Raw genomic sequence first — 16,077 nt, forward strand, 5'->3', positions numbered from 1 at the left:
CTTCACTAATGAATAATTACTGGTTTACCTCTGGCTTTGACCACTTCCCAGTTATATGAAAACTCTTTATATAAATGCTCTGGCATTCTTGATAAAGTTTCACGTATTACGACTTCTTCTGTATCACCTTCAATAATCAAAACATTTTTCGTGAAAAATATGCGGCTCACATTGTCATCTATTTTAAGTAACATTTTGACATACGATTGATCTTCGTTTAAGAGATTTGTAAAAGCCTCACTTACATTAAAAGGATTAGAACTAACTAATTCAATTGGAGTTTCAGATCCATTATGTTCAATTGTAGTTGTATCTAAAAAGATATTATTTAAAACCTGTCCTGTATTTTTACTTAAGTCAATCATATATGGAGAGTGTGTTGTACATATTATCTGGTTTTCGGGCTCCATTGCTAGATCATAAATAGTGTCTCTCATTTGTATAGCCGCTTGAGGATGTAAATAAATTTCGGGCTCTTCAAATGCAATTAATAGCGGCCTTACATATTTGCCTGACTCTTTCTTTTTATTTTCTCGTATACTTTTATATCTCAACATAGCGAAAATTGCAGAGCGGATAACCCCAGAACCTTGATATTCAATAGAAGTATTTATATTGCTGCCTAATTGTACATCAAAGTTAGGCTTAATTACTTTATCGGCATCAGAAAGATTAGCTTGTGCTGAGAAAGATGTTTCAGGAAAAATGTCTCCCACTATCCTATTCAAGTCAGTTAATAATTTAGCGAAATCACTTTTATCATCATTAGGGTCTAGTTCTTCTGCAAGTTTACTTAGATAATGTTGAGCCTGGATGAAATTTTCTGATTCATTTCTTATATCATTAAATAATTCATTTAAAGTTTCCATCAATGCTCCATTATTACCGGAAAGTTCTTCGCTGTTAGCATCATCTGATATTAACAAAAATTTAGGAAGCCTGTGAGACACATTTCCAGAAATACCACCAGGATTTTCAGACCACTCGGTTTCTTGCTGTATGTTAAATAAACCTTCAATTCCATAAGCTTCAAGGTTTCTTAACATTAGTTCGGTAACATTTTGATCATCCTGCTTGTTTGGAAATAGATACTCGAATATTTCTCTATCTATCCCATTATTTATGTAATCCTGTATTGTTTTGCATTCACTAAAAATCTCTTTTTTATTACTTTTAAACTGCTTCATTTCAATTGTACAGCTTTTCTGATCAGGTCGGTAAGTCTTCCTATAAAAAAATCGAAGTCCACTTTCATTATCTTTTTCAAAAGTATCATATTTAAAAAGACGATGTTCATTAAATCCAATCCAATTATAAGCTTCCTCGGGAACATTTCTAAATTCACCAGTTATCACAACTTCATCACTGACTTGTCTATTTTCACCATTTTCATTTAAAATGCAAAAATAGTCGTGAGTATTTATAGTTTTTGTATCGTTAAGCAAATACTTAATAGCTCTAAGGATAGAACTTTTCCCAACATTGTTAGCTCCTATTAGGAAAGTTGCATCAGAACATTGTACTTTTGTACTATAATGTCTTCTAAAACCTTCAATTTCTATAGAATGTAATCTCAAGCATGCGATGCTCCTTTTTAATTTTAAATAAATTGTACCATGAATTTTAACATTTTTCTATATTTTACCAACTCTAATAGAAGGTATTCATACAAGCTTTTGGCGCTTGAAAAATAGGTCGTCGTTCATTAAGTTGCACATCTTCATACAAAACGATTAATATGTTATTCTAGAGAGGTTGCAGCTGGGGAGGCGACGCCGATGGATGCTTTTCCGATTCTTATCATACTGGCTTCTTTAGTCACGATCATGGAACTTTTTGTCGCGTTTTTTATGATCAAAAAGCAGGGGATGAGCGCGTGGCGGTCGCTTTACACGTCACTGCCGGTGATTGTAATTGTCTGGGTGGTCGCGTTTATTTATGGCTGAGGTCTGACATAACTTGGCGGGATCTGTAAAATTTGTCGTCAGCCCTTTACAAAACCGGATGCGCTGTATATAATAATATTTGTCGGTTTTAGACGGAGGATTAGCTCAGCTGGGAGAGCGCTTGCCTTACAAGCAAGATGTCACTGGTTCGAGCCCAGTATCCTCCACCATGCCGGTCTAGCTCAATTGGCAGAGCAACTGACTTGTAATCAGTAGGTTGGGGGTTCAATTCCTCTGGCCGGCACCATTTCATTTTTTATGTATAAGATGTTATCAAGCAGGTTATCATACGGAGGGGTAGCGAAGTCGGCCAAACGCGGCGGACTGTAAATCCGCTCCTTCAGGGTTCGGGGGTTCGAGTCCCTCCCCCTCCACCAGCATATTGGGCTATAGCCAAGCGGTAAGGCATCGGGTTTTGATCCCGTGATTCGCTGGTTCGAATCCAGCTAGCCCAGCTATTTTATGAATAAACGAAATCATCAAGTAAGGCTTCAAGGCCTGCTGCCCGCGGATAAACAAGGCTGTGCATATTGACAGCCTTGTTTATTTGCATTTTGGGCTGTTTTTTTACATAATGAACGTAATAGATATGGTATAATGCCCATATAGTGATTATGCATCTAAAAGGGTGAGGCGGTATGGAGACTTCCCGGATCCCCGGTTTTTATAATATGACGGTGGACGAGCGCCGGCAGCTGCTGGCGTCGATGGATCTGATTCAGGATGACGATGCAGCTTATCTGTTTGCCAAACAGCCGTTAGCGGTTGAGACAGCAGATCATATGATTGAAAATGTGATTGGCACGTTTCCGCTGCCGTTGGGTCTGGGGCTGAATTTCCTCATCAACGGTCAGGATTATGTGGTGCCGATGGCGATTGAGGAGCCGTCTGTTGTCGCTTCCGCCAGCCACATTGCGAAAATCGTACGAGATGCGGGCGGATTTACCGCCGAGTCGACCGGCCGTGTCATGACCGGTCAGATTCAGGTGATTGGCTGTCCGGATTTCGCAGCTGCGCGCGATGCTGTTTTAGCGAATAAAGCCAGACTGCTTAAAGCGGCTGACGAGGCGTATCCGAGTTTGCAGAAACGAGGCGGCGGCGCCCGGGATCTGGATGTGCGCCTGTTAAATGAGGCATCGGATTCGTCGTACAATCAGATGCTTGTGCTGCACCTTTATGTGGATACACGCGATGCGATGGGTGCGAATATGCTGAATACGATGGCCGAATCACTCGCACCGGTGGTTGAGGATTTGACTGCTGGCAAGGTTTACTTGCGCATCCTGTCCAATTATCCGGAGAACTGCCTCGCGCGGGCGCGCTGCGTGATTCCGCCGGAGAAGCTGCAGACAGGTAATTTCAGCGGTGAAGCAGTGCGTGACGGGGTGATTCATGCGTATGAATTTGCCGCCTCGGATCCGTACCGTGCCGTCACCCATAATAAAGGGATTATGAATGGCATCGATCCGGTCGTGATCGCCAGCGGGAATGACTGGCGCGCGATCGAGGCTGGTGCGCATGCCCATGCCGCTCGCAGTGGTATGTATACATCGATGAGCACCTGGTACACGGACGAGCAGGGCAATCTCGTCGGGGAATTGGAGTTGCCTATGCCGGTCGGAACCGTCGGCGGCTCGATCCGCGTGCACCCGATGGCGAAGCTCGCGCATAAACTGTTGAATGTGACCTTAGCTGCTGAGCTCGCCCAGGTGATCGTCACCGTTGGGCTAGCGCAGAATCTGGGGGCGCTTAAAGCGCTGGCCACGGAAGGCATTCAGAAAGGGCATATGGCGCTGCATTCCCGTTCAGTTGCGATTGCAGCAGGAGCTACAGGAGAGATGATTGATATGATTTCAGAACGGCTGATAGAGGAGAATGACGTTCGCATGGGAAAAGCTAAAGAATTGGTGGCCGATTATCAAAATGAGTATTGAAAAGGCAACGACGTCCGCACAAACAGCTGTAGGTTCAGCTCATAGCAAATTGATTTTAATCGGTGAACATGCCGTTGTTCATGGCGAGCCGGCCATTTCACTTCCTTTTCCGCTGGTTGAAGCAAAAGCCATGACGGCGTATGCACCTGGCTCGATTCAGATCGACAGCACCTTTTATCAAGGACCGCTGGCGACCATTCCGGATTCGCTGTACGGGCTGAAGGCGTGTATTGAGGATACGCTCGAGCATCTTGAATTGCCGCAGCGGGATTTAGTCATCCGTCTGGAGTCAACCATCCCGCCTGGCAAAGGGCTGGGATCGAGCGCGTCTGTCGCGGTGGCGATTGTCCGCTCGCTGTTCACGTATGCGGGTGAAGACTGCCGGATGCAGGAGATCCTGCGGCTGGCTGACGTGTCGGAGAAGCACGCGCATGGTGCTCCGAGCGGCATTGATACCATGACGATCACGTCCGGACTGCCGATCTGGTATCAGAAAGATGAGACGATGGAACTGATCGAGCCGCAGGGTGATTTTCATTTCATTGTTGCGGATTCCGGGCGCATGGCGGATACTCGTCAGGCGGTGGAATCGGTGACGGAGCGGCTGAAATCAGCGCCCAGACGGATTCAGACGAAGCTGGAGCACTTAGGTGACATGACCCGCCGGGCGCGCACGGCGCTGGAGTCGGCGAGTAAACATATGCTTGGCCAGCTGCTGGATGAAGCACAGGGAGAACTGGAAGCCTTAGGCGTCAGTGATTCGGGTCTGAACCGACTGATTGACTACGCCCGGCAGGAAGGTGCTCTGGGCGCGAAACTGACCGGCGGCGGCAATGGCGGCTGTGTGATTGCACTCGCGCAGAATGAAATGCACTCGCGGCAGCTGTCGGAAAAGCTGCGGCAATTCGGTGCGCAGGCTGTCTGGGCCTTTTCCCTGAAAAAGCAGCCCGATTAAACGTGAAGCAAGCTCAGGTAACATGGCGTGTCACTGCCATGTTGCCTCATTTTACTATCTGAAACGCGAAAACAGCGTCACCGGAGAGGTGCTGGGACAAAACTTAAGTTTTCAGCTCTAAAAACGAACGGAACTCAGGATTTAGCGGAGGAAAAGACGGAGACTCCTGCGGGAGCAAAGGATAGGTGAGACCCCGGAGTGCGAACGCACTTCGGAGGCTCACCAGCCGCCCGCGGAAAGCGATGTCTTTTTCCGGAGCGGTGTTATAGCTCCAATTAGTTATGTCAGTTGTTCGGTTTTAGTTAATAAAAGTTCTTTTGTCCGTTCCGGTCTCTCGCTGGTGACTGAAGGGGATCGTTATGCAAGCGACTGCCAGAGCTCATACGAACATTGCCCTCATCAAGTATTGGGGGAAGCGTGATGAAACGCGCATTTTGCCGATGAATAACAGTCTGTCCCTGACACTGGACGGCTTTTATACAACAACCACCGTTGCCTTTCATGAGGAGTTGACCGAGGACCAGTTTTATTTGGATGATCAGCTGGTTGAAGGCGCCGCCTATGGCAAGGTGACGGCGTTTCTGGACCGCATCCGGCAGACAGCTGGCCGGCTGGATCTGTCCGCGACGGTTCATTCGACGAATCATGTCCCGACAGCAGCTGGTTTCGCCTCATCGGCGTCCGGTTTTGCCGCTCTGGCCGCGGCGTCTGCGAAAGCAATTGGTCTGGATGTGACGGACCCGGAGCTTTCGATGCTGACGCGGCATGGGTCCGGTTCGGCCTGTCGCTCGATTTACGGCGGCTTTGTGGAATGGGAAAAAGGCACCCAGGCTGATGGCTCGGATTCCTATGCCGTTCCGATTGCGCCGGCTGATCACTGGGACGTGCGCGTGGCGGCTGTGGTGCTGTCTTCGGCGGAAAAGAAAATTTTAAGCCGGGAAGGCATGAAACGGACCGTGGACACTTCGGTTTACTACCCGGCCTGGGTCGAGTCGATTCCCGCTGATCTCGCCGCGATTAAGCAGGGCATTTGTGATAAGGATATTACGAAAGTGGGTGAAACGGCGGAAGCGAATTGCCTCCGGATGCACGCGACGACGCTCGCTGCCCAGCCGCCGTTCAGCTACTGGCACAGCACGACCATGGCGGTGATGGAAGCTGTCCAGGATTTGCGGGATTCTGGTGTCCCCGCTTATTTCACGATTGATGCCGGGCCGAATGTGAAGGTGCTTTATTTGCCGGAGCAGGAGGAAACCATCCGCGAGAAGCTGCAGGCGATTCCGGGTGTTCAGGATGTGACGGTAAGCAGGCCCGGACCAGGCTTAGCCTATCTTTAGGAGTTGACGACGTTGTCAGAATCATCATTGACTGTCCAAGTCCCCGGCAAATTAATGATTGCCGGCGAGTTTGCTGTTTTGGAAAACTATCAGACATTAGTCGCTATGGCGGTTGACCGGTTTGTTTACGCGACGATTGACGACAGCCGGGACAACCGCCTCACGCTGGAATCGTACGGTCTTTATAAGATGCCGTGGGCTTATGAAGCGCGCGCTGTCCATGTCAAAACGGCGGACAAACGGACGCGGTTTGTGGCCGAGGCGATGACGACCGTTTATACATATTTACAGGAACAGGGAATCACACCGGAGCCTTTCCATCTGGCTGTCCGCAGCGAGCTGGCCGATGCCTCAGGCAGGAAATACGGTCTGGGATCGAGTGCTGCTGTGGTCACCTCGGTCGTGGCGGCGATGCTGCACCGATTCTGGCCGGAGGAACCAGCGGATGCGCTGATTTTTAAACTGGCCGCGCTTTCGCATGTGATGACCCAAAAGGGCGGATCCGGCGCTGATGTGGCCGCATCCTCTTTCGGCGGCTGGCTGGAATATGCCTCATTTCAGGCGAGCTGGCTGCGGGAAGCGTCAACGCGTTTTGCGACCATTTCGGAGCTGGTGAATGCCGACTGGCCGTATTTCTCAGCCCAGCCGCTGGAGCTTCCGGACACGATTTATCTATGCATCGGCTGGACGGGATCGCCGGCTTCAACGCCTAAGCTCGTCGATAAGATTCTGCGGCTGCAGGAATCAGATCCTGATCTGTATCAGCAGTTTCTGACTGATAGTGCTGATGCGGTCGGACGATTTACCCGCGGCATCCGGGAAGCAGATCCCGCGCTGATTATGGACGGCGCGCGGCAGAACCGGCAGGCGCTCGCCGCGGTGGGGCGCCAGGCCGGTGCACCGGTTGAGACGCCGCTGCTGACAACGCTCTGTGATCTGGCCGAGGCGCATGGCGGCGCCGGAAAGCCATCCGGTGCTGGCGGCGGCGACTGCGGGATTGCCTTTATGCCGTCAAAAGCACAGGCCGATGCATTAATGGCTGCCTGGGAAGAGGCAGGCATTCAACCGCTCGCCCTCCGGCCCAATGCGACCGGCGCAACACGGATTTAGCAGGTTTGCCTGAAAGGGGAGCCTGCTTTTTTAATGTTTAACGCCATCTTCTTTATTAGCCTCTAATACAGCCTGCCGCGAAGTATCTGATCCTGCGAAGAGATTTGAATCCTAACCATTTTATTTCACAATAATTTAAATATTTACAATTTTAATATTGAATGATGCATAAAGGCCTGTTAGACTATGAGAAACTGATGTTCTTTATCAGTCGAAACAAACAGGAGAGGCATGTTTTAAGTTGTTTCAGTCAATCACAAGGAGGAAATGGAATGAGTGACAAAAACGCATTGTGGTTTGAAAATGCTGGTCGCAAATTGGATCCTGGTCTGGTGGAACAACTGCGATTTAACAAACAACAAGATCCCTCGGAAACAGGGGATCACAGTATATCTGTTATTGTTTATTTGAATAAACACTCTGATACAGAGCAGAAGCACGACTTCGTAACAAGCTGTCATGCTGAAAAGAACAACAGTATAGGAAATGAGCTTGGATTGGAAGATACGTTATACGGTCAGTTGACACCCAAGATGGTCAAAAAAATGAAAGATCATGGCTCCGTTGACCGTATTTTTTATGACCGGGATGTTAAAGCGTTTCTGGACGTCGCTACTAAAGGGGTTGGTGCTACAAAAGTCCAGGAGCAGCTTGGATTCACCGGAGATGACGTTACCGTTGCGGTCATTGATACAGGAATCCATCCGCACCCCGATTTAATTGAGTCAGAAAATCGAATCATCGCATTTAAAGATTTTATTCAGGATCAAACGGATCCATATGACGATAATGGCCATGGCACCCATTGTGCTGGCGATGTAGCCAGCAGTGGCTCTCAATCCGACAAGAAATATATGGGCCCGGCCCCCAAGGCTTCTCTCGTTGGTGTGAAGGTGTTGAACAAGGATGGTGGGGGAAAACTATCAACCATTGTGAAAGGCATTGTGTGGTGCATCGACCATAAAGATGAATACAATATCCGTGTTCTCTCTCTGTCGTTAGGGGCCGAAGCATTTGAATCCTTTCGTGAGGATCCACTTTCACAAACCGTCCAAAAGGCCTGGCATCACGGCATGGTTGTATGTGCTGCAGCAGGGAATGACGGCCCGGAATCTCAAACCATTTCTACACCAGCGATTAATCCATTTGTCATGACAGTCGGATCAACGGATGATCACAATACGCCGAAAAGATCCGATGATATCATTGCTGATTATTCAAGTCGAGGGCCGACGATTGATTCTTTGATTAAACCGGATATCTATGCCCCAGGGACCAAGATAACGTCGCTATTGGCGCCTGAGTCTACCCTGGCAGCAGAGCAACAGCAGCATCAAATGGTGAACGAAAGTTATATATCACTATCTGGAACCTCTATGGCAACGCCTATCGTGGCTGGTGTTGTAGCACTTATGTTAGAAGCCAATTCTGCACTTAGTCCGAATGATGTGAAAAGCATTTTACAGGCGACTGCTCCTTCCGAACTTGATGATCTTTGGGGCTATATGAACGCTGAAGAGGCCGTTGATATGGCCCAACGTTATTCCCAAATACAGCTTGTGACAAAATAGTTCGGCTTAGCAGGGATAAAAACAATATTACGAAAGCGTAAAATGGTCAGAGGTACAGAATAACATACGGTTATGAGTGCTTAACTAACAGTATTCTCCCTTTGTTTAGAGTATTATTCTTCACCTTAGTAGACAGCGTATCAGGTGTGAAGATAAAAAATCATTTATCTTGGCTGAGAGTACTGTTGGAATGTTTAACCAAATAGGTTGTTATCATGAGCTATAAACACAGTCATTAGAAAATTGATAACATAAACTAAATGGAGTCCTGAGATCATTTCACGAAAAATTAAAATGCTGTCCAAATATTGTTCAGGTAGAGAGGTGATCTCTGGATGTATGACAAGAGGAATTTTGAACACCTCCATTTGATTCCAGTATTAGTTACCTTTATGGGAGTTTATTCTTGAATTTAAGATAAGCTCTTTTTATTTTAATGACTTATAACCTGAAAGTTTTGTTGTTTCCACTTTTGCCATTTTAGTAATTCGGTCCCTGTACACAGGAGGAGGATTGAATATCGCCGTCTAGTTAGGGCGGTTCCCTTTATCCCGTATATGAACTAATTGTCGGCTCATAATGTTAAAATTAAAATAGGTATTTCTAAAAGCACGCTTAGCCGTGTCTGACACCAACAAGCCCTAGATGACTCGATGTAATTTTTTCCTAAGGCATTACATGTATTTCTCCCACCGTGATAAGATGAAATAGAAATGACTCAACAAATTGGTCTATTTAACTTGTTTCAAAATCGTCTTTAAAGAAAGGAACCAATATGGAGATAGTATATTTAGCAGGTGGATGCTTATGGGGAGTACAAGCATTTATAAAATCGTTACCTGGCGTTAAATTTACAGAAGCAGGAAGAGCTAACGGAACAACTCATACACTTGAGAGTGAATATGATGGTTATACTGAATGTGTCAAAACAGGATTTGATCCAAAAATTGTAACAATAAGGGAGTTAATGGGCTATTTATTTGAAATCATTGATCCATACAGTTTGAATCAACAAGGGCAGGATATTGGTGAGAAATATAGAACAGGCATATATAGTGAGAAATTCGAACACTTAGAAGAGGCAAAAGCATTTCTTAGTCAAAGAAATGATTATAACCATATAGTAGTTGAAGTATTACCTCTTACAAATTATGTGAGAAGTGCAGAAGAACATCAGGACAGGCTAGATAAATATCCAAATGATTATTGTCATATTCCAAAAGATGTACTGGATAAATATAAATAATGACATGTACGATAATGTCATAGAGTATTTTTCAGGCTAAGGGAATACGTTTAAACGCATTCCCTTATTTTTAACCTACATACTCAAGAGATCTATTATGCTGCAGGAACCAGGATATGAGCTTCTTTCAATCGTCTACGTACGACAATCCCAATCCAGCCGGCTAAAACAGCTTTAATAAGGCCAACTGCCACGAATGGAGCAAAACCGCTTAGAAAAGCTTCATACCAAGTTAGACTCGCTACAATTTTAAGCCAAACTGTACCAAATATAAGCGTGATAAACATACCCATGACGTTAGCTATAATAGCATGTGTCACGTTGAATCGAGTCATCTCTAAATATTTTCCCATAAAATAGACGGTCGGAATGAAACCAACGATAAATCCGCCAGTAGGACCAAGTAATATGCCCAGTCCAGAAGTCATTTGTGAGAAAACCGGGACACCTATCGCTCCAATAATCATATATAATATTGTTGAGTAAGTGCCATAACGCGACCCCAATATCGTTGCGGCAAGTCCTATTGCGAGTGTTTGTCCTGTGATAGGCACTAGAGGAAGGGGTATGGCAACTTGAGCTAATATCCCGATGATAGCTGTGAATAAAGCAGTTACAATCATCATTTGCAACTTAGTATTTCCCATAAAATATTCCTTTCTACATAAATTATACTTATTGTTAACCTATTTAATAAATGGTTGACAATAAGTATAATTTATAAAATAAATACATAGTTGTCAAGTTGAATATATATTTTGTTTAAAATTCTTTACTGCGCCTAATATAATTAGAATCGATGTAATGCTTTCCTAGAACATTACATCTAAAACTCGCATGGTGATGGGATTGAAATAAATGAGATTCACTCAACAAACGAGGCCATTTAATTGAACAGTAATAAATAGGTTTTTTATTATTGTTCAATTTTATATAAATATATTTTTTAATTTATTAAATTAGTTTTTATTTTTATTAAAAAATATGTTAAGTTAAGGTTAATGTTTGTGAGGTGAAAGAACTAATGAATATAAAAGATGTGCCAACTTGGATTTTATCTTTAGAAGAAGAAGATGTGGAGTTTATCAAACGGTTTGTTCTAAATTCTGGGTCTTTAAAAGAGATATCTAAGATTTATGGAGTTACTTATCCGACTGTTAGAACCAAATTAAACAGGCTAATAGAAAAGGTTAGCTTAAATGATACAGAGGATAACCAGGAATTTATAAAATTTATCAAGCAGCTATCAATTGATGACCGCATTGAACTTGAGGAAGCAAAGCTAATAATCGACAAATACAAAAAAGAAAGGGATGAAAGATGATGGAGAACTTCTTTATAATTATAGCTGTGATTGTTTTACTTGGACTTCAGGTGTTTCTTTCTAAGAGAAAAAGTATTTATTTCGGTGCTATTTTGCCTGTAGGTATTTCAGTTGTATGGTTAGTTTGGGTCCCATCAACTGACGTATTTAACTACATTATTAAATTTCTTTTGATTTGGGCTGTTTTCGGTGGAATATGGCTTGAAGGCAGAGAAGCATTAAAAAAGAGAAGGAAAAGGGAATTAGACAAAATAACTACTTACGATATGAAGTAGTTATTCGCGGGCGATTTAATTGAACAACATCTTAGCGTTTAAGAAGTGCTGATACATTGATTGAAGATAAAGAAAGTGAAAATAAATTTATAAGAAGATTTAAGTTAATATTTCACACGTTCGTACTTATTTTTGCCATAGGTATAACCTTCGACTCTATTGCAAGCTGGAATGAGTTGAATAGAGAACTACTTAATTTAATACTAGGAATTGTGCTAGGTGCTGCAAGTATATATGGATTATACAAGAATTATACAAATAGCCTTTAAGCGTAGTCTTTACGCAAACAGGCACGTTTACGATGAAATGACTAAATTGATATAAATGTTGCTCAAAACCTTTTTAGCCGCATCGGGTCTTCCTGATTATCGTAAATCCCATCCTCTTTGGCTATTATCATTTAAGGAGTGGCGCACCTTAACTACGCTTATTCGCAGCTTATTCATATATAATTGTCATATCACCCGGTTTAATCCAGCCTTTTTTCCTGAACCATTCCGCAATAATCAGACTGATGATGGCTGGCCCAACAACATGTAGCGCCATCATGGACCATAATACTTCCCATGAGAATCCCATCGTCTCAAATGTCATAATCTGTCCCACCAATCCGCTCGTTCCCATGCCAGCCCCAAGATCATTGTTCGACATACTCAGCCAGACGGTGGCAATCGGCGCCAGAACAGCCCCGGAAATGGTAGGCGGCAAGATAATGATCGGTTTTTTTAGAACATTGGCAATCTGCAGCATAGAGGTGCCAATCCCCTGTGCCAAAATACCGCCGAAACCGTTATCCCGGTAACTGGCTGCAGCAAAACCGACCATCTGAGCAGCGCACCCAATTGTTGCCGCACCCGCTGCCAGTCCATCAATTGAAAGCATAATCGCAATAGCAAGACTTGAAATCGGTGCCGTCAGTCCCCAGCCCATCAAAACAGCCACCAGCATACCCATGATCAATGGCTGCTGCTCAGTTGACCAATTGATAATATCGCCAAACCAGACCATGGATGTATTAATGGGTGGCCCGATAAATGTTCCTACCGCAAATCCGATGAAAATTGTAACAAAGGGCGTTACGATAATATCCACACGCGTTGTCTTGTAAACAACTTTTCCAAATTCAGTGGCAAACAGTGCTGTGATATAACTGCCGGCAGGCCCGCCCAGTTCAGCTCCAAATGCACCGGCAAACAGCGCCGAAAAAAGCACAAGCGGCGGCGCATTCAAACCATAGGCAATCGCCACACCAATGGCACCACCCATAATCTTGGTTTCCATGGCATAGCTGCCCATATCAACCAGAAAGTCAAGATTGCCAAGCCCGAGCGCAACCGCCTGCTCGCCGGCTGTCTTAATAATCAGGCCAATAATCAATGACGAGAACAGCCCCAAAGCCATATAGCTCAGTGCCGTTATAACATACGTCCTAACTGATAATGAAACCCCTTTACGCTGTAAAAACGACCTCATGTTTCCTCCCCCTTATTTCATCCTGTGAAATCATTCACATGTTAATGAACAAATGCTGGTGACAGTTTTTTCCTTTTCACCATTATCATGTGAATTTTTTCATATATCAAGTCTTTTTTTAATTGAGGCATTATTTTTGGGCACTCACCAAAAACATTACATGTGAAAATTGCGTTGTGCTAAAATTAAACTGATATAAACTTAAATAAAATAGGCTCATACCATTAATCAAAGGAGGCTTTTGTGGTTGGTGAATTTAGAATTTGTCAATCTCGTTCCTAAATTCCTGAACTTTTTTGAACTTGCGAATCATGAGGATGTAAATAAAACTGAACAGGGTACAGGATGGTTTGATAGTTCAACAGTCAGACGTGATTGTATAATTAGAAGTCTGATATAGCCAGTTTTTAATTAATTCTTTTTATGAGATGTATGATGAACTTGGTATCATCATAAAACCATACATCAGAAAGAGGAATCCTAGCTGGATTTGATAGTCCTTCGTTAAGAGCAGAAACTAGTAATAAATTGACCTATTTCCTCTTTCTGTATGAGACGCGTATGGTTTTATGCCTGAATCATTTATCCGAACTATAGTTATTAAGAATGTGCTTCACCATATCAATAGCATTTTGGGCAGCCTTGTCTTTAAAATTACTATAAAGTTCTTCGCCCCCATCACCTGCAGTATCAGATATAGATCGAATCACAACGTATGGTATATCGTTTAAATACGCAACCTGTCCAATAGCGGCACCTTCCATCTCAATAGCCCATGCATCAAATCGAATAGCAATCCGATGTGATTTTTTGTCGTCTGTCACCATTTGGTCCCCAGTGGCGATGGTACCCGTATAAGCACTCATCTTTTCGGGTAGTTCATCGGCGGCTGATTCAGCTAATTTCACTAATTCAGGATCAGCTTTAAAAAATGTTTTATCCATATGCGGGATTTTACCTGCTTTATCCTTATCTGCAGCATTCATATCATGCTGGACAGTTCGAGTTGAAATAACAATGTCGCCAATATTCAATTTCGATTTTGGACCTCCCGCAACCCCTGTATTAATGAGTGCGTCAACCCCAAATTCGTCAACTAATATTTGTGCAGTCATGGCCGCATTAACTTTGCCGACACCTGAGCGTACAACCACAATTTTCTGGTCTTCTAACTCGCCCTTGAAGAATGTTAACCCATTTTGCTCCTTTGTTTGATCAACTTTCATTTCTTTGTGGAGATTCTTAACTTCTTCTTCCATAGCACCTATAATTCCAATTACGTCTGAATTCCCATTGTCAGGTTCAGCCTGTGCCGTGTTTTCCTTTGTCCCTTTTGCAGCAGTGTCTTGTTCCTCGGACGAACTGCATCCTATTGTTACAACCGCAAACACCAATATAAGAAGAACAGCAAAAAACCCTCGAATATAACGGTGAGACATCATACTTATTTCCCCTTCCTATTATTTATTAGGTGATACTTCCAAAATAAAAAACCCGAAAAACCAGACACACCCCATAAGTCAGAGTGAGCCCCGTTTTCCGGGTTTTGAAATAAATATAAAAGAGCCACATATTAAGTGGACGCTCACTCGTAGTCAACCCATTTACGGTAGGTTGGTAGAGACTTTACAGGCCTTATTCCTGAGATTATACGAGTTTTTAAGTTGAATAGGGTTATTATAGCTAACTTTTTAAAAAAATGAAAGAAAAAAATGAATGAATAGAATATAAAAGTACGTCTTAATTCAATGTCATTCAGTTTTAGGTATATAAGAAACCATAGATGCATATCTATACATTTTTTTGTCATGTTGAGTCATTCAGAAACTTTCCATTATAATGTCAGTAAGCGCTTTAAAAGGGAGAGGCTTAACAATGCAGAAGAATATGTCAGTAATTGGTGTACCGATGGATTTAGGTCAGAACCGGCGCGGGGTGGATATGGGCCCGAGCGCGATTCGGTATGCTGGTATGATGGAGCGTTTGGAAGACTTACATTATAATGTTGAGGATCTGGGTGATGTGCCCGTTTCCCGTGCAGATAGTCAAAATACGGTACAGGAAGGAAATTTGCGCAATTTAAAGCAAGTCGCGGACAGCAATCAGAAGCTCGCCGAGATGGTTGATCAGGAGATACATAAAGACCGCTTTCCGCTGGTGCTGGGTGGTGATCACAGCATGGCTATCGGCAGTATGGCGGGTATCGCGAAAAATTATGAGAACCTGGGCGTGATCTGGTATGATGCGCATGGCGATCTGAATTCCGGTGATACGTCACCGTCCGGGAATATTCATGGCATGCCGCTCGCGGTCAGTCTGGGAATCGGGCATGAGAAGCTGACCCGTATTCTTAACTATGCGCCTAAGGTAAAACCGGAAAATATCGTGATTATCGGGGCGCGTTTGCTTGACCCGCCGGAGAAAGCCCTGCTGCAGGAATTGGGGATTACGGTTTATTCCATGCATGAAGTTGACCGCTTGGGGATGCCGTATGTGATGAATGAGGCCATCAGCAGTCTGAAGCAGCGGACCGATGGTGTTCATTTGAGTCTGGATCTGGACGGGCTTGATCCGGCTGAGGCACCAGGTGTCGGCACGCCCGTGCTTGGCGGACTGTCCTACCGGGAGAGCCATCTGGCCATGGAGATGCTGTCGGAGGCGGATATTCTGACATCGGCTGAATTTGTCGAAGTGAATCCGATCCTGGATGATCAGAACAAAACCGCATCACTCGCTGTTGGGCTGATGGGATCCCTGTTTGGCGAGAAATTAAAATAGCGTGACATTAAAAGGCATCCGCGGCAGGGTGTCTTTTTTTTGCGATTGAGCCAGTTTGGGCTGGGGAAATTAGGCATAATATGGTATAATTAAATGGGTATTCTATAAACGGCTAGCATTTAAACGCG

Annotated in this window: 14 protein-coding genes, 4 tRNA genes and 1 riboswitch; of the genes, 14 read left to right on the forward strand and 4 right to left on the reverse strand. The window is 44.3% G+C overall.

The window, feature by feature from the left end:
* Positions 1–5: 5 nt before the first annotated feature.
* Positions 6–1,577 carry an AAA family ATPase gene (locus tag ACFQU8_RS05805; protein ID WP_382358253.1) on the reverse strand — a complete coding sequence of 524 codons (1,572 nt, stop codon included), beginning with the start codon at positions 1,575–1,577 and terminating at the stop codon, positions 6–8.
* A 201-nt stretch (positions 1,578–1,778) separates the two neighbouring features.
* On the opposite strand from ACFQU8_RS05805, the gene ACFQU8_RS05810 reads away from it, so the two are divergent.
* From ACFQU8_RS05810 to ACFQU8_RS05860, 11 genes are all read left to right on the forward strand, one after another.
* A complete protein-coding gene (locus tag ACFQU8_RS05810; RefSeq protein WP_382358254.1) occupies positions 1,779–1,946 on the forward strand; it encodes a hypothetical protein in 168 nt (55 codons plus the stop codon).
* Between the two features lie 94 nt (positions 1,947–2,040).
* Positions 2,041–2,116, forward strand: a tRNA-Val gene (locus ACFQU8_RS05815).
* Position 2,117: 1 nt separating this feature from the next.
* Positions 2,118–2,193 (forward strand) — tRNA-Thr (locus ACFQU8_RS05820).
* A gap of 44 nt (positions 2,194–2,237) precedes the next feature.
* Positions 2,238–2,323: transfer RNA gene (locus tag ACFQU8_RS05825), tRNA-Tyr, on the forward strand.
* 6 nt (positions 2,324–2,329) lie between these two features.
* Positions 2,330–2,401: transfer RNA gene (locus ACFQU8_RS05830), tRNA-Gln, on the forward strand.
* A 183-nt stretch (positions 2,402–2,584) separates the two neighbouring features.
* Positions 2,585–3,880 carry a hydroxymethylglutaryl-CoA reductase, degradative gene (locus tag ACFQU8_RS05835; RefSeq protein WP_382358255.1) on the forward strand — a complete coding sequence of 432 codons (1,296 nt, stop codon included), beginning with the start codon at positions 2,585–2,587 and terminating at the stop codon, positions 3,878–3,880.
* Positions 3,870–4,835: a mevalonate kinase gene (mvk, locus tag ACFQU8_RS05840; RefSeq protein ID WP_382358256.1), complete on the forward strand. Its 966-nt coding sequence runs from the start codon at positions 3,870–3,872 to the stop codon at positions 4,833–4,835. The genes ACFQU8_RS05835 and mvk overlap by 11 nt, the downstream gene beginning before the upstream one ends.
* Positions 4,836–5,194: 359 nt before the next feature.
* A complete protein-coding gene (gene mvaD, locus ACFQU8_RS05845) occupies positions 5,195–6,172 on the forward strand; it encodes a diphosphomevalonate decarboxylase (RefSeq protein ID WP_382358257.1) in 978 nt (325 codons plus the stop codon).
* Positions 6,173–6,184: 12 nt separating this feature from the next.
* The gene (locus ACFQU8_RS05850; protein ID WP_382358258.1) at positions 6,185–7,282 is read left to right on the forward strand and encodes a phosphomevalonate kinase; all 1,098 of its coding nucleotides are present in this window, start codon (positions 6,185–6,187) and stop codon (positions 7,280–7,282) included.
* A 272-nt stretch (positions 7,283–7,554) separates the two neighbouring features.
* A complete protein-coding gene (locus ACFQU8_RS05855; RefSeq protein ID WP_382358259.1) occupies positions 7,555–8,853 on the forward strand; it encodes a S8 family peptidase in 1,299 nt (432 codons plus the stop codon).
* Between the two features lie 775 nt (positions 8,854–9,628).
* Positions 9,629–10,099 carry a peptide-methionine (S)-S-oxide reductase gene (locus ACFQU8_RS05860; protein WP_382358260.1) on the forward strand — a complete coding sequence of 157 codons (471 nt, stop codon included), beginning with the start codon at positions 9,629–9,631 and terminating at the stop codon, positions 10,097–10,099.
* 95 nt (positions 10,100–10,194) lie between these two features.
* Here the strand turns inward: ACFQU8_RS05860 and ACFQU8_RS05865 are convergent, their stop codons facing one another.
* On the reverse strand, positions 10,195–10,746 hold the full coding sequence (locus tag ACFQU8_RS05865; RefSeq protein ID WP_382358261.1) for a biotin transporter BioY: 552 nt from the start codon (positions 10,744–10,746) through the stop codon (positions 10,195–10,197).
* A 377-nt stretch (positions 10,747–11,123) separates the two neighbouring features.
* On the opposite strand from ACFQU8_RS05865, the gene ACFQU8_RS05870 reads away from it, so the two are divergent.
* Both ACFQU8_RS05870 and ACFQU8_RS05875 read left to right on the forward strand, forming a co-directional pair.
* Entirely contained in the window at positions 11,124–11,423 is a 300-nt protein-coding gene (locus ACFQU8_RS05870) for a DUF2089 family protein (RefSeq protein WP_382358262.1), read from the forward strand.
* Entirely contained in the window at positions 11,423–11,698 is a 276-nt protein-coding gene (locus tag ACFQU8_RS05875) for a hypothetical protein (RefSeq protein ID WP_382358263.1), read from the forward strand. The genes ACFQU8_RS05870 and ACFQU8_RS05875 overlap by 1 nt, the downstream gene beginning before the upstream one ends.
* Positions 11,699–12,136: 438 nt before the next feature.
* On the opposite strand, the gene ACFQU8_RS05880 is transcribed toward ACFQU8_RS05875, so the two are convergent.
* Both ACFQU8_RS05880 and ACFQU8_RS05885 read right to left on the reverse strand, forming a co-directional pair.
* Positions 12,137–13,171, reverse strand: coding sequence for a PTS transporter subunit IIC (locus ACFQU8_RS05880; RefSeq protein ID WP_382358264.1), 1,035 nt, complete (start codon positions 13,169–13,171; stop codon positions 12,137–12,139).
* Positions 13,172–13,749: 578 nt separating this feature from the next.
* Positions 13,750–14,613, reverse strand: coding sequence for a 5'-methylthioadenosine/adenosylhomocysteine nucleosidase (locus ACFQU8_RS05885; RefSeq protein ID WP_382358265.1), 864 nt, complete (start codon positions 14,611–14,613; stop codon positions 13,750–13,752).
* A gap of 130 nt (positions 14,614–14,743) precedes the next feature.
* Positions 14,744–14,846, reverse strand: a riboswitch (purine riboswitch).
* A 200-nt stretch (positions 14,847–15,046) separates the two neighbouring features.
* Between ACFQU8_RS05885 and rocF the strand changes: the two genes are divergently transcribed.
* Complete coding sequence (gene rocF / locus ACFQU8_RS05890; protein WP_382358266.1) at positions 15,047–15,949, forward strand: arginase; 903 nt, start codon at positions 15,047–15,049, stop codon at positions 15,947–15,949.
* The last annotated feature ends 128 nt before the right edge of the window (positions 15,950–16,077 follow it).

Source organism: Lentibacillus kimchii, assembly GCF_042666895.1.
In the GTDB taxonomy this organism is placed as follows: Bacteria; Bacillota; Bacilli; order Bacillales; family Amphibacillaceae; genus Lentibacillus; species Lentibacillus kimchii.

What these genes read in the sequence shown, in the direction of transcription:
- ACFQU8_RS05810 (WP_382358254.1), top strand. Translation starts at nt 1,779, where the DNA reads ATGGATGCTTTTCCGATTCTTATCATACTGGCTTCTTTAGTCACGATC.
- ACFQU8_RS05835 (WP_382358255.1), top strand. Translation starts at nt 2,585, where the DNA reads ATGGAGACTTCCCGGATCCCCGGTTTTTATAATATGACGGTGGACGAG.
- mvk (WP_382358256.1), top strand. Translation starts at nt 3,870, where the DNA reads ATGAGTATTGAAAAGGCAACGACGTCCGCACAAACAGCTGTAGGTTCA.
- mvaD (WP_382358257.1), top strand. Translation starts at nt 5,195, where the DNA reads ATGCAAGCGACTGCCAGAGCTCATACGAACATTGCCCTCATCAAGTAT.
- ACFQU8_RS05855 (WP_382358259.1), top strand. Translation starts at nt 7,555, where the DNA reads ATGAGTGACAAAAACGCATTGTGGTTTGAAAATGCTGGTCGCAAATTG.
- ACFQU8_RS05860 (WP_382358260.1), top strand. Translation starts at nt 9,629, where the DNA reads ATGGAGATAGTATATTTAGCAGGTGGATGCTTATGGGGAGTACAAGCA.
- ACFQU8_RS05865 (WP_382358261.1), bottom strand. Translation starts at nt 10,746, where the DNA reads ATGGGAAATACTAAGTTGCAAATGATGATTGTAACTGCTTTATTCACA.
- ACFQU8_RS05870 (WP_382358262.1), top strand. Translation starts at nt 11,124, where the DNA reads ATGAATATAAAAGATGTGCCAACTTGGATTTTATCTTTAGAAGAAGAA.
- ACFQU8_RS05875 (WP_382358263.1), top strand. Translation starts at nt 11,423, where the DNA reads ATGGAGAACTTCTTTATAATTATAGCTGTGATTGTTTTACTTGGACTT.
- ACFQU8_RS05880 (WP_382358264.1), bottom strand. Translation starts at nt 13,171, where the DNA reads ATGAGGTCGTTTTTACAGCGTAAAGGGGTTTCATTATCAGTTAGGACG.
- ACFQU8_RS05885 (WP_382358265.1), bottom strand. Translation starts at nt 14,613, where the DNA reads ATGATGTCTCACCGTTATATTCGAGGGTTTTTTGCTGTTCTTCTTATA.
- rocF (WP_382358266.1), top strand. Translation starts at nt 15,047, where the DNA reads ATGCAGAAGAATATGTCAGTAATTGGTGTACCGATGGATTTAGGTCAG.